This window comes from Rhizobium sp. YJ-22 (assembly GCF_029601685.1).
Classification (GTDB): Bacteria; Pseudomonadota; Alphaproteobacteria; order Rhizobiales; family Rhizobiaceae; genus Metarhizobium.
This window is the reverse complement of sequence record NZ_JARRIR010000002.1, coordinates 103931-124953: the sequence shown is the minus strand read 5'-3', so window position 1 is coordinate 124953 and position 21023 is coordinate 103931. Positions and strand designations below refer to the sequence as shown.

19 protein-coding genes are annotated in these 21023 nt (G+C 62.2%); 17 read left to right on the top strand and 2 right to left on the bottom strand.

Translation table 11 applies throughout. The features are described 5' to 3' along the window. The first annotated feature begins 9 nt into the window (after positions 1-9). The 8 genes from P7F60_RS05165 to P7F60_RS05130 all read left to right on the top strand — a co-directional run bounded on the left by P7F60_RS05165 (position 10) and on the right by P7F60_RS05130 (position 7341). Positions 10-288 (top strand): acyl carrier protein, encoded by a 279-nt coding sequence (locus tag P7F60_RS05165; RefSeq protein WP_277916645.1) that lies wholly within the window; start codon positions 10-12, stop codon positions 286-288. Between the two features lie 17 nt (positions 289-305). Beyond that, positions 306-782: a 3-hydroxyacyl-ACP dehydratase FabZ family protein gene (locus P7F60_RS05160; RefSeq protein WP_277916644.1), complete on the top strand. Its 477-nt coding sequence runs from the start codon at positions 306-308 to the stop codon at positions 780-782. A gap of 126 nt (positions 783-908) precedes the next feature. After that, positions 909-2111 (top strand): beta-ketoacyl-ACP synthase, encoded by a 1203-nt coding sequence (locus P7F60_RS05155; RefSeq protein ID WP_277916643.1) that lies wholly within the window; start codon positions 909-911, stop codon positions 2109-2111. Between the two features lie 14 nt (positions 2112-2125). After that, positions 2126-3412, top strand: a complete 1287-nt coding sequence (locus tag P7F60_RS05150; protein WP_277916642.1) for a beta-ketoacyl-ACP synthase — start codon at positions 2126-2128, stop codon at positions 3410-3412. Between the two features lie 52 nt (positions 3413-3464). Further along, positions 3465-4493: a zinc-binding dehydrogenase gene (locus P7F60_RS05145; protein ID WP_277916641.1), complete on the top strand. Its 1029-nt coding sequence runs from the start codon at positions 3465-3467 to the stop codon at positions 4491-4493. Between the two features lie 4 nt (positions 4494-4497). Continuing rightward, entirely contained in the window at positions 4498-5427 is a 930-nt protein-coding gene (locus P7F60_RS05140) for a lipid A biosynthesis lauroyl acyltransferase (RefSeq protein WP_277916640.1), read from the top strand. 231 nt (positions 5428-5658) lie between these two features. Further along, positions 5659-6381, top strand: a complete 723-nt coding sequence (locus P7F60_RS05135; RefSeq protein ID WP_277916639.1) for a PAS domain-containing protein — start codon at positions 5659-5661, stop codon at positions 6379-6381. 258 nt (positions 6382-6639) lie between these two features. Beyond that, positions 6640-7341 carry a PAS domain-containing protein gene (locus P7F60_RS05130; RefSeq protein ID WP_277916638.1) on the top strand — a complete coding sequence of 234 codons (702 nt, stop codon included), beginning with the start codon at positions 6640-6642 and terminating at the stop codon, positions 7339-7341. A gap of 3 nt (positions 7342-7344) precedes the next feature. On the opposite strand, the gene P7F60_RS05125 is transcribed toward P7F60_RS05130, so the two are convergent. Continuing rightward, positions 7345-7755 (bottom strand): SRPBCC family protein, encoded by a 411-nt coding sequence (locus P7F60_RS05125; protein WP_277916637.1) that lies wholly within the window; start codon positions 7753-7755, stop codon positions 7345-7347. Between the two features lie 134 nt (positions 7756-7889). On the opposite strand from P7F60_RS05125, the gene gndA reads away from it, so the two are divergent. Continuing rightward, positions 7890-9326 (top strand): NADP-dependent phosphogluconate dehydrogenase, encoded by a 1437-nt coding sequence (gndA, locus tag P7F60_RS05120; protein ID WP_277916636.1) that lies wholly within the window; start codon positions 7890-7892, stop codon positions 9324-9326. A 72-nt stretch (positions 9327-9398) separates the two neighbouring features. Here the strand turns inward: gndA and P7F60_RS05115 are convergent, their stop codons facing one another. After that, the gene (locus P7F60_RS05115) at positions 9399-10430 is read right to left on the bottom strand and encodes a LacI family transcriptional regulator (protein WP_277916635.1); all 1032 of its coding nucleotides are present in this window, start codon (positions 10428-10430) and stop codon (positions 9399-9401) included. 435 nt (positions 10431-10865) lie between these two features. On the opposite strand from P7F60_RS05115, the gene P7F60_RS05110 reads away from it, so the two are divergent. From P7F60_RS05110 to mgrA, 8 genes are all read left to right on the top strand, one after another. After that, positions 10866-12101 (top strand): ABC transporter substrate-binding protein, encoded by a 1236-nt coding sequence (locus P7F60_RS05110; RefSeq protein ID WP_277916634.1) that lies wholly within the window; start codon positions 10866-10868, stop codon positions 12099-12101. A 387-nt stretch (positions 12102-12488) separates the two neighbouring features. Continuing rightward, entirely contained in the window at positions 12489-13391 is a 903-nt protein-coding gene (locus P7F60_RS05105) for a sugar ABC transporter permease (protein ID WP_277916633.1), read from the top strand. A gap of 91 nt (positions 13392-13482) precedes the next feature. After that, positions 13483-14310, top strand: coding sequence for a carbohydrate ABC transporter permease (locus P7F60_RS05100; protein WP_277917184.1), 828 nt, complete (start codon positions 13483-13485; stop codon positions 14308-14310). Between the two features lie 5 nt (positions 14311-14315). Then, positions 14316-15401: an ABC transporter ATP-binding protein gene (locus P7F60_RS05095; protein WP_277916632.1), complete on the top strand. Its 1086-nt coding sequence runs from the start codon at positions 14316-14318 to the stop codon at positions 15399-15401. Positions 15402-15411: 10 nt separating this feature from the next. After that, a complete protein-coding gene (locus P7F60_RS05090) occupies positions 15412-17856 on the top strand; it encodes a glycoside hydrolase family 2 protein (protein WP_277916631.1) in 2445 nt (814 codons plus the stop codon). 56 nt (positions 17857-17912) lie between these two features. Then, positions 17913-18674: a sugar phosphate isomerase/epimerase gene (locus P7F60_RS05085; RefSeq protein ID WP_277916630.1), complete on the top strand. Its 762-nt coding sequence runs from the start codon at positions 17913-17915 to the stop codon at positions 18672-18674. A gap of 13 nt (positions 18675-18687) precedes the next feature. Further along, complete coding sequence (locus P7F60_RS05080; protein WP_277916629.1) at positions 18688-19821, top strand: Gfo/Idh/MocA family oxidoreductase; 1134 nt, start codon at positions 18688-18690, stop codon at positions 19819-19821. Between the two features lie 127 nt (positions 19822-19948). Further along, positions 19949-20983, top strand: coding sequence for an L-glyceraldehyde 3-phosphate reductase (gene mgrA, locus P7F60_RS05075; RefSeq protein ID WP_277916628.1), 1035 nt, complete (start codon positions 19949-19951; stop codon positions 20981-20983). Positions 20984-21023 lie beyond the last annotated feature (40 nt).

The following is a 21023-nucleotide window of genomic DNA, read 5'->3' as shown; positions in this document are numbered from 1 at the left end:
GTTGTTGGCGTGACTGCTACATTTGACAAGGTTGCCGATATTATCGCGGAGACGAGCGAGATCGATCGCGAGTCGATTACCCCGGAAAGCCATACGATCGATGACCTGGGCATCGACAGCCTCGACTTCCTCGATATCGTCTTCGCCATCGACAAGGAATTCGGCATCAAGATTCCGCTGGAAAAGTGGACGCAGGATGTCAACGAGGGCAAAGTTTCCACCGAGGAATACTTCGTTCTCAAGAACCTCTGTGCGAAGATCGACGAATTGCGGGCCGCCAAGGCTTAAAAGCCGGGATTCGTTCGATGCTGCTCGAATATTTTCAGATGATCGATGCCGTCGAGTCCGTCTCTGCGGAGGCGGACCGGCTTACGGCGCGTTCGAAGGTGCCGGACGCAAGTCCGGTCTTCGAAGGACATTTTCCCGGCATGCCGCTTGTTCCCGGCGTGTTGCTGATCGAAACAATGGCTCAGGCCTCCGGTTTTCTGGTGCTCGCCCGTAACGGTTTTTCGGCCATGCCCCTGCTGATGTCGGTCGATGGCGCCAAGATCCGCAATTTCGTCGAGCCCGGCGCCGAACTGGAGATCGAGGCGCACCTGGAGCATGACGGATCGGGTTTTGCCGTGACCAAGGCGAGGATATCGGCTGCCTCCGGCAAGATCTGCGATGCGCAATTGAAGCTGCGCACGCTTCCATTCGACAAGGTGCCGATCGGCGATATCGTGCGTAAGCGGGCCGAAGATGTCGGGCTTCTTCGGGCCATGGCCGCCGCGACTGCATAATTCCTTCGAATGCCGGACGATTCGGGGATAGGTTACGCAGCCTGAACGACTCAATTTGATTTATCGCAGCGTCCAGCGCGCACCATCGATGACGCGCGGCGCTGTCAGGCACAGGGGACTGAGCGCATGAGCAGGTCGGATAGGGATGTCGTCGTCACCGGCGTCGGCATCGTCACATCGCTCGGGGTCGGAAAAGCGCCGCATCTGGCGCTTTTGACGTCTGAGGAGAGACCGCAAGCGGTTCTCGAAACGGAAAAATTCAAGCCTTATCCCATCCATCCGATGCCGGAGATCGACTGGTCGGCGCAGATCCCGAAGCGCGGCGATCAGCGGCAGATGGAAAACTGGCAGCGCCTCGGCGTTTTCGCCGCCGGACTTGCGCTCGACGATGCCGGGCTGAAGGACGATGCCGAGCTTTGCGGCACGATGGACATGATCGTCGCCGCCGGTGGCGGCGAGCGCGATATCGCCGTCGATTCGATGATCGTCGACGAGAGCCTGAAGCGCAACGACCGCGAGGTCATGCTCAACGAGAAACTGAAGACCGAACTGCGACCGACGCTGTTCCTCGCCCAGCTTTCCAACCTGATGGCCGGCAATATCTCCATCGTTCACAAGGTGACGGGCTCGTCGCGCACCTTCATGGGCGAGGAAGCCGCCGGCATTTCCGCCATCGAAACCGCTTTTGCGCGCATTTCCGCCGGGCAGTCGACACATACGCTGGTCGGTGGCGCCTTTGTCGCCGAGCGCGCGGATATCATCCTGCTGGTCGAGGGCATCCGCGCCCATCTGACCGGTGACTGGCAACCTTTGTGGTCGCGCGAGGACAGTGCCGGCGGCGGCATGGTCATGGGCTCGGTCGGCGCCTTCCTGGTGCTCGAATCGCGCGAACATGCGCAGGCGCGGGGCGCCCATATCTATGCGATTGTCGACGCCATAGAAGGTGATCGCGGCAGTCGTGACGAGGGCCGCCTTGAAAAACGGCTCGGGCGCATGGCGGCGATGGCCGGCGAGGGCGTTTCCGATCTTGTGGTCTTCTCCGGCAGCAGCGGCCTGCACGATCTCGCCGCCCGCGAAAAGGCGTTTCTCGAAGGCGCGTTTCCGAAGGCGGCCCTGCGTGGCTATGGCGGTGTGGCCGGGCATGGCATGGAAGCGCAGTTTCCGCTGGGGCTCGCGCTTGCGGCGCTTGCCGTCGATGCGGGTGCGGCCGTTCCGGTGTTCAATGCCGAAGGCGAAAGGGCGATGAGCGGGGCGGCACAGCAGGCCCTGGTCACCACGGTCGGTTATACGCGCGGCGAAGGCATGGCCCTTCTGCGCGCCAACGCATGAAGGAACTGCCGGTCATGGCCAATTCCAGCTTCAAGGATCATCTGGGTCGTCCGATCGTCGCCGTCACCGGCATGGGCGTCATTACCTCGCTCGGTCAAGGGCTTGCCGACAACTGGGCGGCGCTGACATCGGGCACGTCCGGCATTCATGCCATCACCCGTTTCCCGACCGAGGGGCTTTCGACACGCATCAGCGGCACCGTGGATTTCATCGATCCGCCGCGCAGCAATTCCGTCGAGCGCTCCTTTGCCTTCGCTCGCGAAACGACCATCGAGGCGTTGGCGCAAGCCGGCATTTCCGGCGATTTCGACGGACCGCTGTTCCTGGCCGCCCCGCCGGTCGAGCCGGAATGGAGCGACCGTTTTGCGCTGGCCGACCGCGCGCCGCCGGCGGTGCGAGAGGGTGACGCCTATGACCGTTTCCTCGCCGCCATGCGCGAGCGGCCCGATCCGGTGTTCATGGAAGCGGCGCAGTTCGGCTCGATTTCCGAGCGCCTCGCCGACAAGTTCGGCACGCGCGGCCTACCGGTGACGCTGTCGACCGCCTGCGCCTCGGGCGCCACCGCCATCCAGCTCGGGGTCGAGGCGATCCGCCAGGGTCGCACCGAGCGCGCCTTGACGGTCGCGACCGACGGGTCGGTCAGCGCCGAGGCTCTGATCCGTTTTTCGCTGCTCTCTGCGCTTTCGACCCAGAACGATCCGCCGGAAAAGGCCTCCAAACCGTTCAGCAAGGATCGCGACGGCTTCGTCATCGCCGAGGGTGCCGCGACGCTGGTGCTGGAGTCGCTGGAAGCGGCCATTTCGCGCGGCGCCAAGGTGCTCGGCATCATGACCGGCTGCGGCGAAAAGGCCGATCATTTCCACCGCACCCGCTCCTCGCCGGATGGCGGCCCGGCAATTGCCACGATCCGCGCGGCGCTCGCCGATGCGGGGCTTGGCGAGGATGATATTGGTTACGTCAACGCCCACGGCACTTCGACGCCGGAAAACGACAAGATGGAATATGGCGCGATGCTCGCCGTCTTCGGCGACAAGCTGTCCTCCATCCCGGTCTCGTCCAACAAGTCGATGATCGGCCATACGCTGACGGCGGCCGGCGCGGTCGAGGCGGTGTTCTCGCTGCAGACCATGCTGACCGGCACCCTGCCGCCGACCATCAACTACAGTAACCCCGATCCGGCGATTGCGCTCGATGTGGTGCCGAATGTGAAGCGGGAGGCGCAGGTTCGCGCAGTTCTGTCCAACTCCTTCGGCTTCGGCGGACAGAATGCCAGCCTTGTCATGACGCTTGAACCGGCTTAATTGCCGGCAACTCGAAATTTTGTGAATGCGCCTCGGGCGCGGGGGATATGATATGCGCGCGCTGCAACTGATCGAAGACCGCCGGCTTGAAACCGTCGACCTGCCCGAGCCGGAAGCGCCCGGTCCCGGAGAGGTGACGCTGCGCGTCAAGGCAGTGGCGCTCAACCATATCGACGTCTGGGGCTGGCGCGGCATGGCGTTCGCCAAGCGCAAGATGCCGCTGGTCATCGGTGCGGAGGCCTCCGGCGTGGTCGAAACTCTCGGCCCCGGCGTCGCCAATGTGCTGCCCGGACAGCTCGTCTCGATCTATGGCGCGCGCACCTGCGGCCTCTGCCGTCCCTGCCGTGAAGGCCGCGACAATCTCTGCGAACATGTCGGCGGCGTCCATGGTTTCCATCTCGATGGTTTCGCCCAGGAGAAGGTCAACCTGCCGGCCCGCCTGCTGGTTCCGGCCCCGCCCGGCGTCTCGGCCATCGATGCCGCACTTGCGCCGGTGACCTTCGGCACCGTCGAGCATATGCTGTTCGACAATGCCAAGCTGGAGCCCGGCGAGACGATCCTCGTCCATGCCGGCGGTTCGGGTATCGGCACGGCGGCGATTCAGCTTGCCCACAAGATGGGCTGCACGGTCATCACGACCGTCGGCTCCGACGACAAGATCGAGAAGGCCAGGGCGCTGGGCGCCGATCACGTCATCAATTATCGCACGGATCGTTTCGAGGGCGTGGTGCGCAAGCTGACGAAGAAGAAGGGCGTCGACGTCGTCTTCGAACATGTCGGCAAGGACACCTGGGCGGGCTCGATGCTCTGCCTGAAGCGCGGCGGCCGCCTAGTCACCTGCGGCTCGACGTCTGGCGTATCAACCGACCTCAACCTGATGATGCTGTTCCAGCAGCAACTGAAGCTGCTCGGCTCCTTCGGTTGCCGCATGGAAAACATGGCAGATGCCATGCAGAAGATGGCACGCGGCCTTGTGCATTCGGTCATCGACACCGAAGTCAGCTTCGAGGATATCGGCCGGGCGTTGGAGCGCATGGAAAGCCGCCAGATTTTCGGCAAGATCATTCTGCGGATGGACTGATTCAGTGCGGATGGTCATCACCCGGCTCGTCCTGGGCTTTCGCAACTTCCGGCAATGGCTGGTGGCGCAGCTCGCCTTCGGGTTTCTCAACATCCTGAAACTGCTGCCGGCCGATACGGCGATCAATTTCGCCGACCGGCTGACGCGGGCCATCGGGCCGCGCCTGCGCCGCCACAAGCTGATGTTGCGCAACCTGCGCAATGCCTTTCCGGAGAAATCCGAGGCGGAAATCGAAACCATTGCCCTCAATAGCTGGGGCAATATGGGGCGGCTGGCGGCGGAATATGTCTTCCTCGACCAGCTTTTCGATTTCGATCCGGCACAGGACAAGCCGGGCCGTGTCGAGGTCTCGGGCATTCCGATCTTCATGGATCTGCGCGACAATCCGCGACCCTTCATCGTCTTCACGGCGCATACGGCGAATTTCGAGCTGCTGCCGGTGGCCGGCGCTGCCTTCGGCGTCGACGTGACCGTGTTGTTCCGGCCGCCGAACAATCCATATATCGCCGAAAAGGTGTTTCAGTTCCGCGCTGCCCGCATGGGCCATCTGGTGCCGTCGCATGCCGGCTCGTCCTTTGCGCTGGCGCGGACGCTGGAGGCGGGCGGCAGCGTCGGCGTGCTTGTCGACCAGAAATTCACGCGCGGCGTCGAGACGCGGTTCTTCGGGCAGCCGGTACAGACCAATCCGCTGCTCGCCAAGCTGGTGCGGCAGTTCGGCTGCGAGGTCTATCCCGCCCGCTGCATCCGCCTGCCCGGCAACCGCTACCGGCTGGAACTGGAACCCGCGATCACGCTGCCGCGCGACGAAAAGGGGCGTCTCGACGTGACGGCCACCGCCCAGCTTCTCAACGATCGGGTCGAGGCCTGGGTGCGGGAATACCCCGACCAATGGTTGTGGTATCATGATCGCTGGAACATCAAGCACACGCTCTGACGGTTTGTTTGGTCAATTGCTCATATCTGGGCAAAACCGCCCAGCTTCGCCCAAGTTTGAGCCTGCAATATCCTGCAATTGAACGCGGTCGCGCGTGTCTTAGAGTGTCGCTCCCGTCGCGCGGATGGGATGTCGCAAGCGGGTGCCTTGAGGGTAGGGCCCGTCTGGACATGCGTGCGCGTTGAAGTTCGGACGCTTGTGGGGCGTTGCGGGAAATAGGCAGGAGAGCCGATGTTGAAGGACTTGATCGATCTTTTTTGGACCCGGTATGCGCGTTTGAAGCGCGCCGTCGCCGCTGGCGACGAGCAGATGCTGGGCGGAATCGATCGGGATGTTGAATCCTTGCTGGAGGCGATTTTCGAGCATAAGGCGACCAACGCCATCGAAGTGCAGATGCAAGTGGGCCTTGCCATCGAATTGCTGAAGGTCGAGGCCGAAGATCGCTCCTGCGTGCTGCGCCATGCCGACAATCTGCAACGCATTGTCGAGCGTCATCTGCGCCCGCGCCCGATCAGCGATCTTTACCATCATGTCGTGGACGCCGCGCCGGTAACGGTGACCTCTCGCAGCCGTGCCGAACGCGGCCTGCTCGACATCACCATGCTGGATCGCCTGCCGAATCGTGTCTGCGTGATTTCCACCGATTATCGCTATCTCTACTGCAATGAAAACGATGCGCGCAGTTGGGACCGGCGGCCGGAGGAACTAAACGGCGTGCATATCGGCGAAGTCATCGGTCTGCACCGTTTCTCGCAGGGTTTCAAGGAGAGGCTGGACAATACCTTCCTCGGCGAGACCGTCGACTATACCTTTGCCGAAGCAGTCGGTGAGCGAACGCGCGTGCTGCGGTGCCGCCTGTCGCCCTATCGCTCGCCGTCCTCACGGGTGATCGGCGCACTGGTGCTGATGGAAGAGATCGCCGACCGTCGCCAGCCGGGGAATCGCGCCGCCTGATGCGGCGCTGACAGCCCGGGTCACATGGAAAAGCCGATTTTTCCCATACGGGTTGTCCCGATTTTGTAATTCCGCAACGAAGGCCCCAAGGTTTTCAGGGGTTTTGTTGTGCCAAAATTGACATTGTGCAATTTTGGCACAGTTGCCTGTTCCCTCAATACTTGTCGCTAAAGACTCGATTGGTTATGGATGACGTCATCGCCGGATCGAAAGTGCAGCACGTCTTCTACGTCGCCGTGCATAACTTGAGTGCTACCCATGCCTGAGAAAGCCGAAATGGAGCTTTTGTCGCTTTTGGAGGCTTTCGATACGAAGACGGCGCAGTTGCGGCGCGCCGTTTTCCTCGGTGACGACGCGCTAGTCGCCATTCTGGACCGCGAGATCGAACCGCTGATCCATGCCATTGTGGACCACCGGGCGGAGACATCGGCCGGAATCCGCCGGCAATTGGGTTTTGTCAACACGCTGATCCGGGAGGAGGCGGAGGACAGGGCCAGCGTGCTTCGCCATGCGAACGCACTGTCGACTCTCATCGACCGTTACCACGCTGAAGAAAATGGCGCGCATGCGTCGGCAGCGGCCGGCGTGCCGAATGCGATCGCGCCGGGGCGGTTGTTCAGCGACATGCTGCTCGACAGCCTTTCCGAACGGGTCGCGGTGCTGACCTGCGATTGCCGGGTTCTCTATGCCAACCGGGCGTATGCGAAACCTTTCCGATGCAAGCCGGTCGAACTCGTCGGCTGTCATATCGCCGAGATCGTCGGCGAGGAATGTTTCGAGAGCGGGCTGCGCGACGATCTGGCCCTGTGTTTCCGGGGCGAGGAGCGCTGTTTTTGCTATACGGTCAGTAAGAATGGCGGCTTGCTGGTCATCGGACGGACGACGCCGCTGCGCGGGGAAGGCGACGGCATACTCGGCGCGCTGCTGGTCGTCAACGAGACGCGGTCGCTGGCGAGTTGAGTATCAGTTCGCGCCGGCTTCCAGCAATTCCTTCAGCCGTTTCAGATCGGCCATCACATTGCGCGCATCGGCCTCGAAGGCGGTATCGTCAGTGCCGGGCAACTTCAGAAGCATGAACATCGCTTCCGCGCCGTCGCCGTTCGGGACGATGCGCAAGGCGTTGTGAACCATTGTCCCGTCCGGCAGCGTCACGGCATGGTCTATGACGCCGAAGGCGTTGTCGATGGCGAAACGCACCCGCACCTCGCCGATCGGTCCGCCATCCACCACCCAGTCTTCGCCGCTCCGCCGGATGCCGGCGCCGAGACCGGTCGCCCAGCGCGGCATCCTCAGGGGATCGGCTGCAAAGCGATAAACCTCGTTCCATGGGCGGTCGATGGAGAGATGGACGATGTGGGCCGGATATGTCGACATCACCTTGCTCCTGAAGATTTGATCGGCAAATTGTGAAATTCAATCGGTTTGAACCATTGCGCCTTGCCGATAGCGGATTTGGATGCCACAACAACGGGCAATGTGAAGCCATACTATATTGACCGGAGGCCGTCGTGGAACAAGCAGAAATCGGATTGATCGGGCTCGGTGTGATGGGCTCGAATCTCGCGCTCAACATCGCGGAGAAGGGCAACAAGATCGCCGTTTTCAACCGGACGCCGGAGAAGACCGACGAGTTCGTTGCCAGCGCCGGCGATCTGCGCAGCCAGATCATTCCCTGCAAGACGATCGAGGAATTCGTTGCGGCGATTCGTCCGCCGCGGCCGATCATCATCATGATCAAGGCAGGCGACGCCGTCGACCAGCAGATGGAGCATTTGAAGCCCTATCTCTCGAAGGGCGACATCATGATCGACGCGGGCAATGCCAATTTCCGCGATACGATGCGCCGCTTCGACACTCTGAAAGACAGCGGCCTGACCTTTATCGGCATGGGCGTTTCCGGCGGCGAGGAGGGCGCGCGCCATGGTCCGTCGATCATGGTCGGTGGCACCGAGGAAAGCTGGGAGCGCGTCAAGCCGGTGCTGACCTCGATTGCCGCCAAGTATAATGGCGAGCCCTGCGTCGACTGGCTCGGCGAAAACGGTGCCGGCCATTTCGTCAAGACGATCCATAACGGCATCGAATATGCCGACATGCAGATGATCGCCGAAATCTACGGCATCCTGCGCGACGGGTTGAAGATGAGCGCCGTCGAAATCGCCGACGTTTTTGGTGCGTGGAACAAGGGCCGGCTGAATTCCTACCTGATCGAGATCACCGAGAAGGTGCTGCGCGCCAGCGACCCGATCTCCGGCGGGCCGATGGTCGACATGATCCTCGACCAGGCCGGCCAGAAGGGCACCGGCAAATGGTCGGTGATCGAGGCGCAGAACATGGGTGTCGCGGCAACCGCCATCGAGGCGGCCGTCGCGGCGCGCATCCTGTCTTCGCAGAAAAGCGAGCGTGAAGCGGCCGAAAAGATCCTCGGCCTGCCGGCCGCGACCCCGCCGGCCATTGCCGACCGCAAGGCCTTCATCGCCGATCTCGAAAGCGCGCTGCTGGCCGCGAAGATCGGCGCTTATGCGCAAGGCTTCGCGGTCATGGCCGCTGCCTCGAAGGAGTTCAACTGGAACCTGCCGATGCCGACCATTGCCAAGATCTGGCGCGCCGGCTGCATCATCCGTTCGCAGTTCCTCGATGAGATCACCTCGGCCTTCACCAAAGACCCGCATGTCGCCAACCTGATCGTGACGCCGGCCTTCTCGGCGATGGTCAAGGAAACCGATGGGGCGCTGCGCCGCGCCGTCTCCTATGCGGTGCTCGGCGGCCTGCCGGTGCCGGCGCTGGCCTCGGCGCTGGGTTATTTCGATGCCTATCGTCGCGGCCGCGGCACGGCGAACCTCGTCCAGGCGCAGCGCGATTTCTTCGGCGCCCATGGTTTCGACCGCCTCGACGGCGCCGATTCCCATCATGGCCCCTGGGGCAGTGGCGCCGGCGCTGAGCGCTGAGATTTTTCCATGGATTGAAAAAGCCCGCCGCGAGAATTTCGCGGCGGGCTTTTTCGTTTCGAAAGAGCTGCTTCAGGACTGCGGCCATTCGGGGCCGCTAAGGCTTTGCAGTTCCTCGGGCGGGCGGCCCTCGATGCGGGCGATGACGGCCTTGGCCAGTTCCTTGCCGGCGAGGCGCACGTCTTCGTCGATGGTGATGATTTCCGGGCGGATCCAGTTGAGGATCGCCGAGGATTGTTTCGAGACCATGTCGATATCGACGCCCAGCCGCTTGCCGGCCGCCTCGATGCCGGCATTGATGGCGATGGCGCCGCTGCCGGCCGAGGAGACGATGCCGTCAGGCGGGTTCGGCGAGCGCATCAGCATCTCGACCGCATCGCGGATCTCGTTGAGCGCCGTGTCGATAGTGACGCGCAGCGGCACTTCCTCGGCACCGAAATCATGCAGGCCGGTCTGAAAGCCGATGCGGGTATGGGTGTAGAAGGAGAGGCGACTCGGCGGCTGCAACAGCGCGATGCGCCGGCGCCCGCGCTCCACCAGATGGCGCACCGCCTGGTAGGCGAAAGCCTCGTTGTCGAAATCGTGATAGGGATGGACGATGCCCATATCGCTGCGGCCATGGGTGGCGAAGGGCATGTTGCGCTCATGCATGAGGCGCACGCGCGCATCGTCCGGCTCGATGCGCGAGATGATGACGCCATCGGCCGAACCGGTGTCGAGGATATAACGCACCGGCACCATCGGGTCGCGATTGTGCGAATGCGGCGTGACGACCAGGTGATAGGGCGTGCCGTTCAGCACCTCTGAAATGCCGAAGACCATCTGGCTGGTAAAGCCCATGATCTCCTCGTCGATGGACAGCACCAGCGCGATGACATTGGTCTTGCCGGTGCGCAGGCGCACGCCGGCGCGGTTTGGCTGGTAGCCGAGCTGGCGCGCCACCATGCGCACCCGCTCCTTGGTTTCCGCGCCGATATCGGGCGCGTCCTTCAGCGCCCGTGACACCGTGGTCACGCCGAGGCCGGTCATGAAGGCAATCGTCTTCAGGGTCGGGCGCTCCGGTCCCGGGTTCTCCCCGCCGCCGCGTTTTTTCTCGCTGTCCATGGGCCTGCCGTTCCCGTTGCCGTCTTCCACGTTTGCACTGCCTCAAGCGGGAGCCGAAGAAAAGCGTCTCCTCCGCATCATCCCGCTTACTGAAACGATACAGTTTCTCGCTCGTTTGGAAAACAGAAAAGAACGGCGGCGCGCCGACAATTTTAAATAGACGTGCCGGTATCCACAGGCGAGGGGCGACGGAGGGTTGCAGGTGCGAAGTTGAAGGCCTACGAGCCAGGAAATTCGATTAAGTTGGCGTGGTTATTGCAGGAAATTTGACAAATCCAACGCTTTTGCATCTATTTGGGATGAATTTTCACCATTTCAAAATGCGTCTTATGATTGCATTTTGAGCGCCTGTGAATTTCGCGGCGGTTGGCTGTTGCAGAAAGGTTTCGTTTGCGATAACTTTTTTACGGAAACGTTACAGTGAGGGAGGAACTCGTGACACAACGTTTGCTGACTGCTGCTTTTGCCGCATCCGTGGCCCTGCTTGCCGGAGGGGCGAGCGCGACCGATCTGGAAGTCACCCATTGGTGGACCTCGGGCGGCGAGGCCGCGGCCGTCGCCGAGCTGGCCAAGGCCTTCGACGCCACCGGCAATCATTGGGTGGATGGCGCCATCGCCGGCTCCGGCGGCACGGCGCGCCCGATCATGATCAGCCGCATCACCGGCGGCGATCCCATGGGCGCCACGCAATTCAACCACGGCCGCCAGGCGGAGGAGCTGGTGCAGGCAGGGTTGATGCGCGACCTGACGGACGTCGCCACCAAGGAGAAGTGGAAGGACATCGTCAAGCCGGCAAGCCTGCTGGATTCCTGCACCATCGACGGCAAGATCTATTGCGCGCCGGTCAATATCCATTCCTGGCAGTGGCTGTGGCTGTCGAACGACGCCTTCAAGAAGGCCGACGTCGACGTGCCGAAGAACTGGGATGAGTTCGTCGCTGCCGCACCGGCGCTCGAAAAGGCCGGCATCGTACCGCTCGCCATCGGCGGCCAGCCGTGGCAGGCGTCGGGCGCCTTCGACGTGCTGATGCTCGCCATCGGCGGCAAGGATACCTTCCTGAAGGTGTTCGGCGAAAAGAATGCTGAAGCGGCGGCTGGTCCCGAGATCGCCAAGGTCTTTAAAGCCGCCGAGGATGCGCGCCGCATGTCCAAGGGCACCAATGTCCAGGACTGGAACCAGGCGACCAACATGGTCATCACCGGCAAGGCCGGCGGCCAGATCATGGGCGACTGGGCGCAGGGCGAATTCGCGCTGGCCGGCAAGAAGGCCGGCACCGATTATACCTGCCTTCCGGGTCTCGGCGTCACCGAAGTCATCGCCACTGGCGGCGACGCCTTCTACTTCCCGCTGCTGAAGGACGAAGCCAAGTCCAAGGCGCAGGAAGTGCTGGCCTCGACGCTGCTGGCGCCGGCAACGCAGGTTGCCTTCAATCTCAAGAAGGGCTCGCTGCCGGTGCGCGGGGACGTCGACCTTGCCACCGCCAACGACTGCATGCGCAAGGGCCTCGAAATCCTCAAGAAGGGTGAGGTCATCCAGTGGACCGACCAGCTTCTTTCGGCCGACAGCCAGAAGCAGAAGGAAGACCTGTTCTCCGAATTCTTCGCCAATCCGTCGATGACGGTCGCGGACGCGCAGAAGCGCTTCGTCGATATCATCGCTTCGGCGGATTGATCGGACCGGAAACGTAGGGGTGTTTGGGCCAAGAGGCGGAAGGTTTGTTTTCTTCTTGGCCCAGCCTCTGCCGGTTACGGCATGGCAATGGAATATGAGGCACGTCGGGCGCTGAAAACCCCTTCTCCCCTTGGGGAGAAAGTGGCCGACAGGCCGAATGAGGGGGATGCGAAGCGCATGGAATGCCTGGCCTTCTTGCCTTCGACATCCTCCTCATCCCGCTATCGCTTGCCTGTCTCCCTCACACAGGGAGGGCGGGGCTTGGGACAAGGTCCCATTCCATATTCGATTGCCTAGCCGGTTACGGGAAAGGTGTTTGCGAGACGGATCGCGGTTGAAATCTCATCCGCGCTTCCTGCGCCACCTTCAAAGACAGGAGACCTACATATGGACTCGCGCGCCGCGCGCAGGCCCTCCCGGTTGCTGCGCAACATACCGGCAAAGATCGCTTCCATCCCCATGATCCTGACGGCGCTCGTCATTTTCTTAGGGGGAACGGTCTGGACGGTGGTCTATTCCTTCACCAATTCCAAATTGCTGCCGCGCCTGAGCTTTGTCGGCTTCGACCAGTATGAGCGTCTCTGGGCCGCGCCGCGCTGGATCGTGTCGATCCAGAATCTGGCGATCTACGGCGTGTTTTCGCTGATCTTCAGCCTCGGCATCGGCTTTCTGCTGGCGGTGCTGATGGACCAGAAGATCCGCTTCGAAAACACGTTTCGCACGATCTTCCTTTATCCCTTCGCGCTGTCCTTCATCGTCACCGGGCTTGTGTGGCAGTGGATCCTCAATCCGGAATTCGGGGTGCAGTCGGTGGTGCGCTCGCTCGGTTGGAGCACCTTCACCTTCGATCCGCTCTATACGTCGAGCATCGTCATCTATGGTGTGCTGATCGCCGCTCTCTGGCAGGGCACGGGGCTGGTCATGTGCCTGATGCTGGCGGGATTGCGCGGCATTGACGAGGATATCTGGAAGGCGGCGCGGGTCGATGGCATTCCGGCGTGGAAGACTTACCTGTTCATCATCGTGCCGATGATGCGCGGCGTCTTCGTCACCACGCTTGTCATCATCGCCTCCGGGATCGTCAAGGTCTACGACCTCGTCGTCGCCCAGACCAGCGGCGGGCCGGGCATCGCCTCAGAAGTGCCGGCGAAATATGTCTACGATTACATGTTCCTCGCCCAGAACCTGGGGCAGGGCTTTGCCGCCTCGACCATGATGCTGATCACGGTCGCCATCATCATCGTTCCCTGGGCATATCTGGAATTCGGCGGAGGGCGCAAGCGTGTCTGATCGGTCCTCACTTATCGCCGCATCCGCCTCGCGGTTGCAACCCGGTCCTGCCGGCCGCAAGCCGCGCCGCGTGCTCTCGCCGCGCAATATCATGCTGTACGGCACGTTGCTGGTCGCGGCGATCTATTACCTCATCCCGCTCTATGTGATGGTCGTCACCTCGCTCAAGGGTATGCCGGAGGTGCGGCTCGGCAATATCTTCTCGCCGCCGCTGGAAATCACCTTCGAGCCCTGGGTGAAAGCCTGGTCACAGGCCTGCACCGGCCTCAATTGTGACGGGTTGTCGCGCGGTTTCTGGAATTCGGTGCTGATCACCATTCCCTCGACGCTGATCTCGATCGCGGTCGCATCGGTCAACGGCTACGCGCTGGCCAACTGGCGCTTCAAGGGATCGGAGGTGTTCTTCACCATCCTGATCGTCGGCGCCTTCATTCCCTATCAGGTGATGATCTATCCCATCGTCATCGTGTTGCGGGAACTCGGCATCTACGGCACGCTGACCGGTCTGATCATCGTCCACACCATCTTCGGCATGCCGATCCTGACGCTCTTGTTCCGCAATTATTTCGCCGGCCTGCCGGAGGAATTGTTCAAGGCGGCGCGCATCGACGGGGCCGGCTTCTGGGCGATCTATCTGCGCATCATGGCGCCGATGTCGCTGCCGATCTTCGTCGTGGCGATGATCCTGCAGATCACCGGCATCTGGAACGACTTCCTGTTCGGCGTCGTGTTCACCCGGCCGGAATATTACCCGATGACCGTGCAGCTCAACAACATCGTCAATTCGGTGCAGGGCGTGAAGGAATACAACGTCAACATGGCCGCCACCATCCTGACCGGCGCCGTTCCCCTCATCGTCTATTTCGTCTCCGGCCGTCTGTTCGTGCGCGGCATCGCCGCCGGCGCCGTGAAAGGGTGATCCCCATGACCAATACCAGCGTTTCCATCAAGGACTTATCGCTGAATTTCGGCGCCGTCAGCGTGCTGCGCAATCTCAATCTGGATATCCACGACGGTGAGTTCCTGGTGCTGCTCGGCTCTTCCGGCTGCGGCAAGTCCACGCTGCTGAACTGCATCGCCGGGCTGCTGGAAATCAGCGAGGGGCAGATCTTCATCAAGGACCGCAACGTCACCTGGGAGGAACCCAAGGATCGTGGCATCGGCATGGTGTTCCAGTCCTATGCGCTCTATCCGCAGATGTCGGTGGAAAAGAACCTGTCCTTCGGGCTCAAGGTCGCCAAGCTGCCGCAGGCCGATATCGACAAGCGCATCGCCCGCGCCGCCGAGATCCTGCAAATCCAGCCGCTCTTGAAACGCAAGCCGGCCGAGCTTTCCGGCGGCCAGCGCCAGCGCGTCGCTATCGGCCGGGCGCTGGTGCGCGATGTCGATGTCTTCCTGTTCGATGAACCCTTGTCGAACCTCGATGCCAAGCTGCGCTCGGAGCTGCGCGTCGAAATCAAACGGCTGCACCAGTCGCTGAAGAATACGATGATTTATGTCACCCACGACCAGATCGAGGCGATGACGCTGGCTGATCGCATTGCCATCATGAAGAACGGCGTCATCCAGCAGCTCGACAGCCCTGATACGATCTACAACGCGCCGCGCAATCTGTTCGTCGCCGGCTTCATCGGCTCGCCCTCCATGAACTTTTTGAAGGGTGAGATCGCGGCCTCCGATACCGGGCCGATCTTCGTGTCCAACACTGTGCGGTTTTCGCTTGAGGGTTACAGGGCGGCGGAACCGTTGCAGCCGGGGCGCAGGGCGGTTCTCGGCGTGCGGCCGGAACATATCGCCGTCAATGGCGAGACGGCCGAACGACATGAGGCGGTGGTCGATATCGAGGAGCCAATGGGTGCCGACAACCTGCTTTGGCTGAAATATGCGGGACAGACGATTTCGGTGCGCGTCAACGGCGCGCGGCGGTTTGCGGCGGGAAGCAAGGTGCGGCTCGGTTTCGATCCGTCGCTCGCCTCGTTGTTCGATGCCGAAACAGAATTGCGGATCTGAGGAGGCGATGATGGCCGACGTGCAGGACGATATGCTTGATCTCGCCGGCTGCTGGCAGGTGGCGACTGCCGACGGGAGTCACTCCACGGCGATCTCCATTCCCGGCGACGTTCATTCCGCCCTGCAGCAGGCGGGCATCATTCCCGATCCCTATGCCGGGCGAAACGAAGAGCTGGTGCAATGGGTGGCGCATGAGGACTGGGTGCTCGAACGCGAATTCGAGCTGACCGACGCCTCCGGCCGCTGGTATCTCGATATCGACTACCTCGATACGGTCGCCACCGTCTTCGTCAACGACATCGAGGTGCTCTCGGCCGACAACTGTTTCCGCCGCTTTCGCCCCGACGTCTCGAAAGCCCTTAAGATCGGGCCTAACAGCCTGCGGATCGTCATTCATTCGTCGATCAGGGCCGGTGCCGAGCGGCAGGCGGCGCAGCCTTTCTACGTGCCCTATTCGACCGGCAATTCGCCGATCCCCAACGGCAACATGCTGCGCAAGCCGCAATGCCATTTCGGCTGGGACTGGAACATCGCGCTCGCCCCTCTCGGCCTCTATGGCACGATTGCGCTGAAGCGGCTGGACGATGCCCGCATCGAGCATGTGACGACGCGCCAGCATCACAACGACGACGGCAGCGTTGATGTCGAGGTGACGGTGACGCTGCATGCGGCCGACCCCTGCATCGTGCCGCTGCATCTCGCCTTCGGCGACGAGGCGCTCAGGCTCGATTGCGGCATGCGGCCGGGCGAAAACACCGTCACGCATCTTTTCCACCTCGATTCGCCGCGGCTGTGGTGGCCGGTCGGCAGCGGCGAGCAGGTGTTGTACATGCTGTCCGTCGAGGTGCCTTCGGAGCGTGTGACGAAACGCATCGGCCTGAGGCAGGTCGAGCTGCTAACGACGCCGGATGCGGCGGGCAGCCGCTTCGCTTTCCGCGTCAACGGCCGCGAAATCTTCTGCCGCGGCGCCAACTGGATACCGGCCGACGCCCTGTTTTCACGCAGCTCGCCGGAGCGGACGGAAGCGCTGCTGCAATCGGCCGTCGATGCGCATATGAACATGATCCGCGTCTGGGGCGGCGGCTTTTACGAGCAGGACTGGTTCTACGATCTCTGCGACCGCATGGGGCTGATGGTCTGGCAGGATTTCATGTTCGCCTGCAACCTTTATCCCTGCACCGAGGATTTCCTCGAAAATGTCGCCCATGAGGTCGAGTATCAAGTCAAGCGGCTATCAAGCCATCCCTCGATAACGCTGTGGTGCGGCGATAACGAGCTGGTGGGCGCGCTCACCTGGTTTCCGGAATCGCGCACCAATCGCGACCGCTATCTCGTCGCCTATGACCGGCTGAACCGGGTGATCGAGCAGCAGATGAAGAAGGCCGCGCCGGATGGCCTCTGGTGGCCGTCGAGCCCGGCCTCCGGCTATCTCGATTACGGCGATGCCTGGCATGCGGACGGTTCCGGCGACATGCATTACTGGTCCGTCTGGCACGAGAACAAGTCCTTCGACGAATACCGCTCCGTACGCCCGCGCTTCTGCTCGGAATTCGGCTTCCAGTCCTATACCTCGCTGCCGGTGATCCGCTCCTTCGCGGGCGAGGGCGATCTCAATATCGCCTCGCCGGTCATGGAGCTGCACCAGAAGAATGTCGGCGGCAACGAACGCATCGCCGGCACGATGTTCCGTTATTTCCGCTTTCCCACCAGCTTTGCCGGCTTCGTCTATCTCAGCCAGGTGCAGCAGGCGCTGGCGATCCGCACGGCGGTGGATTACTGGCGCTCGCTCAAACCGCATTGCATGGGCACGCTCTACTGGCAGCTCAACGACACATGGCCGGTCGCCTCCTGGGCGAGCCTCGATCATGGCGGGCGCTGGAAGGCAATGCACTATCTGGCGCGGCGCTTCTTCCAGCCGGTGACGCTGGCCGTCATTCCAGAGGGGGAGGCATTCGCGGTGTCGGCGGTCAACGATACCGCCGATGCGGTCGGGATCGAGGCGGAGTTTTTCCTGCTATCGCTGACCGGTGAACGAACTCCGCTGCATCGCCTTTCCGGGCCATGCAGCCCCGACCGCGCGGAAAAGCTCTTCGAGATTCCGCGTAGCGAGGTGCCGCCGCAATCGGTACTCGCCTGGCGCTTCACGGCTTCCAACGGCATGGCGGGCGAGGGCCATATCGTGCCCGATACCTACAAGGCGCTGGACCTGAAACCGTCAGGCCTGACGCATTCCGTGACCGCCGCCGAGGACGGTCAATGGGAAATCGCCGTCACAGCCGAAGGCCTTGCATTGTTCGTGATGATCGAGAGCGAAACCGACGGCCGCTATGCCGATAATCTTTTCGACCTCGCCGGCGGCGAAAGCCGCCGCATCCGCTTCACGCCGACGGCGGCCCTGCCGCCCGGCGCGGTTCCGCAGTTTCGCGTGACCGATCTTCATCTCGCCCAGGCCTGAGGCCCGGCGAAACACCACAGCAAACAGCGCGGCCGCCGGCCGCAGGAGGACAAGAGATGACCGATTTCAGTTTCCAGCTTTACAGCGCCCGCAACTATCCGCCCTATTCCGACGTCTACGCGCTGCTCGCCGATGCCGGCTACAAACAGGTCGAAGGCTTTGCCGGCGTTTACGGCGATCTCGACCAGGCTGGGCTTGACGCCCTGAAGGCGGAGCTGGATGCCCGGGGGCTTTCCATGCCGACCGGGCATTTCAGCATCGAGCTTCTCGAAAACGATCCGCAGCGGGCGCTGGCGATTGCCCGCACGCTCGGCATGCGCTCGGTCTATTGCCCCTGGCTGATGCCGGAAGAGCGCCCGACCGATGTCGCAGGCTGGCATGCGCTTGGCGCCCGGCTGGAAAAGGCTGGCAAGCCGATCCGCGAGGCCGGCTTCGATTTCGGCTGGCACAACCATGATTTCGAGTTCTTCCCGCTCGAAGACGGCTCCATGCCGCTCGACCAGATTTTCGCCGGCGGCCCGTCGCTGAGCTGGGAGGCGGATATCGCCTGGGTGGTGCGCGGCAAGGCCGATCCTTTCATGTGGATCGAAAAATATGGCCCGCGTATCACGTCCGTCCACGTCAAGGACATCGCCCCCGCTGGCGAAAACACCGATGAGGACGGCTGGGCCGATGTCGGCCACGGCACCGTGCCGTGGGACAAGCTGTTGCCGGTGATGCGCAACACGCCCGCCCGCCATTTCATCGTCGAACACGACAATCCGAACGATCTCGGCCGCCTGGTGCGCCGCTCGATCGCATCGCTCAAGACCTATTGAACGGACCTGACCCATGACCAGAGAACTTGGCGTCGGCATCCTCGGATGCGGCAATATCTCCACCACCTATTTCTCGCTCGCGCCGCTGTTCAAGGGCATCGAGGTGCGCGCCTGCGCCGACATCAATGTCAATGCGGCTGAGGCGAAGGCCGCAGAATTCAACGTGCGCGCCGAGACCGTCGAGGAACTGCTCGCCGATGACGAGATCGACGTCATCGTCAACCTGACGATCCCGGCTGCGCACTACGCTGTTTCCAGGGCGATCCTCGAAGCCGGCAAGCATGTCTATTCCGAAAAGCCGCTGGTGCTTTCGCTGGAAGAGGGCGAGGAACTACGCCGCATCGCCCGCGAAAAGGGCCTTTCGGTGGGCTGCGCGCCGGATACCTTCCTCGGCGGCGCGCACCAGCTTGCCCGCGATTACATCGACAGAGGCGGCATTGGCCGCATCACCTCCGGCGCCTGCTATGTCATGGGGCCGGGTATGGAGATGTGGCATCCCAATCCCGATTTCTTCTTCCTGCCCGGCGGCGGCCCGATCCTCGACATGGGGCCGTATTACATCGCCAATCTCATCAACCTCATCGGCCCGGTGAAGCGCGTCGGCGCCATGACCTCGATGGCCACCGCCACCCGCACCATCTCCAGCCAGCCGCGCAGCGGCGAGACAATCGAGGTGAAGACGCCGACGACGGTGCAGGCGCTGCTGGAATTCGAAAGCGGTGCGACGGTGACGCTCTCGGCAAGCTGGGATGTCTGGTCGCATCGCCATGCCAATATGGAGCTTTACGGCACGGAAGGCTCGATCTACGTGCCCGATCCGAATTTCTTCGGCGGGCCGGTGGAAGTCAGCGGCCGCGACAAGGATATCCGGGCGCTGGAAGGCTGGGACCATCCCTTCGGCATCGACAACCAGGAGCATCCGCATGCCATGGTCGCCAATTACCGCACGGCGGGCCTCGCCGATATGGCGATGGCGCTGATCGAGGGGCGCGATGCCCGCTGCTCGCTCGACCGGGCGCTGCATGCCGTCGATGTCATGACCTCGATCCTCAAATCCGGTGAGGAACGCCGCTTCGTCGCGCTTTCGACGACCTGCACCCAGCCGGCGGCGCTCGGTATCGAAGAGGCGCGGGCGCTCTTGAAGTAAGCCCGCCTTCGGGTATGGTCCCGCGCGGGCGGTGCTAAAGCATTTCCAGGAAAAGTGGATACCGGTTTTCCGTTCGGAAATGCGATAAGAAAAACTGCCCGCGCATTTCAATAAAGAGGATTTTCCTATGAGCTGGACCCCGGCTGACGATCGATACAGCAAGATGAAATACAATCGGGTGGGACGCTCCGGCCTGAAGCTGCCGGCGATTTCGCTCGGCCTCTGGCATAATTTCGGCGAGGACACGCCGCACCAGCGCAAGGTCGAGATGTGCCGCACCGCCTTCGACCTCGGCATAACCCATTTCGACCTCGCCAACAATTACGGCCCGCCGCCCGGCAGCGCCGAAACCGCCTTCGGCGAGATCCTGCGCAGCGATTTCGCCGGCCTGCGCGACGAGCTGATCATCTCTTCCAAGGCCGGTTACGACATGTGGCCCGGCCCTTACGGCGAATGGGGCAGCCGCAAATACCTGATCGCCTCCTGCGACCAGAGCCTGAAGCGCATGGGTCTCGACTATGTCGATATCTTCTATTCGCACCGCTTCGACCCGGATACGCCGCTGGAGGAAACCTGCGGCGCGCTGGATCATATCGTCCGCTCCGGCCGGGCGCTTTATGTCGGCATTTCCTCCTATAATTCGCACCGCACCCGTGAGGCTGCCGCGATTTTGAAGGCGTTGGGAACGCCCTGCGTCATCCACCAGCCGAGCTATTCCATGCTCAACCGCTGGATCGAAGAGGACGGCCTTCTGGACACGCTCGACGAACTCGGCATGGGTTCCATCGTCTTCACGCCCTTGGCGCAGGGCATGCTGACTTCGAAATATCTGAACGGCGTGCCCGAAGACAGCCGTGCGGCGCAGAATCATTTCCTCAAGCGCGATTCCATTCGCCCTTCCGTGATCGAGAATGTCCGCAAGCTCAACGAAATTGCCGAAAAGCGCGGCCAGACGCTGGCGCAGCTAGCGCTCGCCTGGGTGCTGCGCGGCGGTCGCGTCACCTCTGCCCTGATCGGCGCCAGCCGCGCCGCGCAGATCGTCGATTGCGTGCGTGCGCTCGACAATCCCGATTTCACCGATGCCGAGCTTTCGGAAATCGATCTCTATGCCCGCGAGGCTGACGTCAACCTCTGGACGAAATCGGCCGAACTCGACGGTTGAGTTTTCTGTCCGAACAGGAGGCGGCGCCTTTGCCGCCTCC

Bases quoted from the DNA above. Each gene is read 5' to 3' on its own strand.
- P7F60_RS05160 (WP_277916644.1), top strand. From the start codon at position 306: ATGCTGCTCGAATATTTTCAGATGATCGATGCCGTCGAGTCCGTCTCT.
- P7F60_RS05155 (WP_277916643.1), top strand. From the start codon at position 909: ATGAGCAGGTCGGATAGGGATGTCGTCGTCACCGGCGTCGGCATCGTC.
- P7F60_RS05150 (WP_277916642.1), top strand. From the start codon at position 2,126: ATGGCCAATTCCAGCTTCAAGGATCATCTGGGTCGTCCGATCGTCGCC.
- P7F60_RS05145 (WP_277916641.1), top strand. From the start codon at position 3,465: ATGCGCGCGCTGCAACTGATCGAAGACCGCCGGCTTGAAACCGTCGAC.
- P7F60_RS05135 (WP_277916639.1), top strand. From the start codon at position 5,659: ATGTTGAAGGACTTGATCGATCTTTTTTGGACCCGGTATGCGCGTTTG.
- P7F60_RS05130 (WP_277916638.1), top strand. From the start codon at position 6,640: ATGCCTGAGAAAGCCGAAATGGAGCTTTTGTCGCTTTTGGAGGCTTTC.
- P7F60_RS05125 (WP_277916637.1), bottom strand. From the start codon at position 7,755: ATGTCGACATATCCGGCCCACATCGTCCATCTCTCCATCGACCGCCCA.
- P7F60_RS05115 (WP_277916635.1), bottom strand. From the start codon at position 10,430: ATGGACAGCGAGAAAAAACGCGGCGGCGGGGAGAACCCGGGACCGGAG.
- P7F60_RS05105 (WP_277916633.1), top strand. From the start codon at position 12,489: ATGGACTCGCGCGCCGCGCGCAGGCCCTCCCGGTTGCTGCGCAACATA.
- P7F60_RS05100 (WP_277917184.1), top strand. From the start codon at position 13,483: ATGCTGTACGGCACGTTGCTGGTCGCGGCGATCTATTACCTCATCCCG.
- P7F60_RS05095 (WP_277916632.1), top strand. From the start codon at position 14,316: ATGACCAATACCAGCGTTTCCATCAAGGACTTATCGCTGAATTTCGGC.
- P7F60_RS05090 (WP_277916631.1), top strand. From the start codon at position 15,412: ATGGCCGACGTGCAGGACGATATGCTTGATCTCGCCGGCTGCTGGCAG.
- P7F60_RS05085 (WP_277916630.1), top strand. From the start codon at position 17,913: ATGACCGATTTCAGTTTCCAGCTTTACAGCGCCCGCAACTATCCGCCC.
- P7F60_RS05080 (WP_277916629.1), top strand. From the start codon at position 18,688: ATGACCAGAGAACTTGGCGTCGGCATCCTCGGATGCGGCAATATCTCC.
- mgrA (WP_277916628.1), top strand. From the start codon at position 19,949: ATGAGCTGGACCCCGGCTGACGATCGATACAGCAAGATGAAATACAAT.